The organism is Photorhabdus sp. HUG-39, from assembly GCF_963878365.1.
Lineage (GTDB): Bacteria > Pseudomonadota > Gammaproteobacteria > Enterobacterales > Enterobacteriaceae > Photorhabdus > Photorhabdus kayaii.
In genome coordinates this window covers 1-2,636 of sequence record NZ_CAWNWY010000083.1, presented here as the reverse complement: position 1 = coordinate 2,636, position 2,636 = coordinate 1, and the positions used below count along the sequence as shown (strand labels likewise).

Below are 2,636 nucleotides of genomic sequence, written 5' to 3'. Positions count from 1 at the left end.
GAACGTGCTGCGCGGTCAGAGTCAGTGAGCCGGGACGGGTAGTGTTGCCGTTATCATCCAGTCCCGCGGCCCACACGCTGTCATGGCTGCTGTGTATTGTGCCTGCGTTGACCGTGGCATCGCCGCGGGATTCCACCCGGCCCTGATTATCTAACGCGCCGCCCGCCTGTAAATTCACCGCCGATTGTGACAACAATTTACCCGTGTTCGAGATACCCGAGGAAGCCGTTAATTGCAGGGCGTCGCGGCTGCTGAGGGTGCCGCGGTTCTCTATCCGGCCATCGGCGGTGATATGGACCTCGCCGGCAGACGCGCCGATATTGCCGGCATTATGCACGCCCACCCCCGCTTCGGTGCCTATCAGCCTGATTTTATGGGCATACATGCCGCCCAGTGCCGCCACATCCAACGCAAACGCCGGGTGCTTTTCATCGTCAACCGATTTTTTCTTAATTTGCTGATGCGCCGCATCGACAATATTGCGCCCGGCGGTCACTTTCAGGTCTTGCGCGTGTAATTTGGCATTAATCGCCACGGAACGGGCAATAATATCGGTGTAACTTTGCTGTGTGCTGTCCATGCCGTGCCCGTCAATCCGCACTTCCCCCTGATTGACGTCAAACCCTTTCAACCGACCCTGTTCCATCAGCGCCTGTCCGGTGGTGAGCGTAGTGCGATGTGAGTTAATGAACCCGCAACCGTTACAGGTGATGCCCGCCGGGTTGGCAATAATCACCTCGGCTTTATGGCCGGCCACTTCAATCCAGCCATTGAGGCGACTGGGGTCATGGCTGTTGACTTCATTGAGGATAACGCTGGCGTCCCCTTTGGCTAACCACGGATTACCGGCCACCATGCCGCCGAGTTGCGTCTGGGTAGCCTGATGGCTGTTATTGAGGATAACCCCCTGTTTATCCACGTCAAACTGACGGTAAGTATTGTGAGAAACACCGTCGGCGCCGGGCGTCTGAATATTGACCTGCGGCGTGCCGTTGGCGCTGCGAATGATGGTCGGCTGCTGACGCCCCGGTGCCTGTCCGTCGGCCACAATCGCCGCCTGCGCGGTGAGAGAAATTCCGCCAAGGGCTAACAACAATCCAAACCGTAGCGCGGTGAGTCGGCAACGATGCTGCGGTGAAGACGGGCGATGAGCGCGGCGTCCGGTTCGTCCCCGTCCGGCCCGCGCTATCTCGGCCACCACCATCCACATCTGCCGGGCTTGATTAAAGATAATACGATATAACTGTTTGTTCATAACTTTTGCTCCACACAACACCACCCACTGGCAGTTTTGCTATTTAAATTAATACTGCCAATACAGGTTGAATCCGGCCGTGACGGGGGAAGTTTGGAAACAGGCGGGTTTGGACAGCGGGACGCCGACAAACAGGTCGTAGCTCACCCCTTTCAGGCTGCCGCGCCAACCCAGAGCACTCCCCGCCAGGTGTTTTCCGAGCAGCGCGTCGCTGCCCCGGCCGCCCACTTCGCCATAATCCATTGCCAGATACAGCGATTGCCCGCGCAGCGGGGTTTGCCAGTCCAGTTCGTTCCGGCTGTACCAACCCCGATCGGCGGATAAGGTCAACTCGCCATCAAAGCCGCGCACGGTCCAGCGGCCGCCAATCGAGAATCGATCCTGGGGCGTCAATGGGCTGGCGCTTATCTGACGTAAGTATTGGGTCTGATAAGAAAAGGGCTGAGAAAACAGCGTTAACGGCCCGGCAAGCGTCGCCGAGAATTGGGTGATTTTGGGTAAGGCGGTCCCTTCATTGCGGTACTCTTCCGGCGCAGGTTGCGCGCCAAACCAGCGCATGCCCTGCTGGTAAGTCACTTTGGTATCCAGCGTCGCGCTGCCGATAAAGTGGTGATGGGACAGCCCCAGCTTCCAGCCCGCGGTTTCCCGGCGCTGAACATCAACTTCGGTCTTATCAATAAAATTGCGGGACGCCCGACGATAAATTTCACCGTTGAGCAGAGTCTTTTGGTCAGCATTACGGTGCAGCACCCGGCTAAGCTGGACCGCCAGGTTTTGGCTTTTGCCCCGGTATTGGATCGCCTGATTCAGCCCGGCTATTGTCTGGGTATAATCGTAGTGACTGGCCGTCACGCTCGTCATCCAGTAGCCGAGAAGGGCACGGAGTAATAGAGCGTGTCGTTTTGGCTGCCTTTCCCGGCAGATGCGTGAATATCGCGTCCCCCGGAGAGATAGAACAGGTCGCTTAACGCCAGCGGGTTATCCAGAAAGAAGGTTAATCCGCCCTGATAACGCCCGGTGCTCTTAGAGCCGGTATCATCCAGATACGTGGCGACTCGCCAGTGCCGTGACTGACGCCAGTCCAGCACAATATCACTCTCTCCCGGCTGCTCTGCCGGGACAATGTTCATCTCCGCCTGCACGGTCGGGAAACGTTGCAAGTTTTCTAATCCCTGCTCAATGTCCCGTAAATCCAGCAATTTGCCTTCACGCGCGGGAAAGGGGGTTATCCGCTGGATATCTTTCCCGCTGTCAGGGGTATAGCGGATATGCCGGATTTTTCCCGGTATCATCACCAGTTTTAAGGTGTGGGTACGCAAATCCTGGCGAGGAGCCAGAACCCGGCTGGTGACATAGCCGTGATTGATGAGCTGATTTTGCA

The 2,636-nt window shown here is 57.3% G+C and carries 1 protein-coding gene and 1 pseudogene; both read right to left on the bottom strand.

The genetic code is table 11. From position 1 onward, the window contains the following. Nucleotides 1-1,255 (bottom strand): two-partner secretion domain-containing protein (locus AAC155_RS23960; protein ID WP_146748156.1); only part of this gene is annotated, 1,255 nt, incomplete at its 3' end. A gap of 48 nt (nt 1,256-1,303) precedes the next feature. Next, a pseudogene (locus tag AAC155_RS23955) lies at nt 1,304-2,636 on the bottom strand (ShlB/FhaC/HecB family hemolysin secretion/activation protein); the annotation flags it as partial.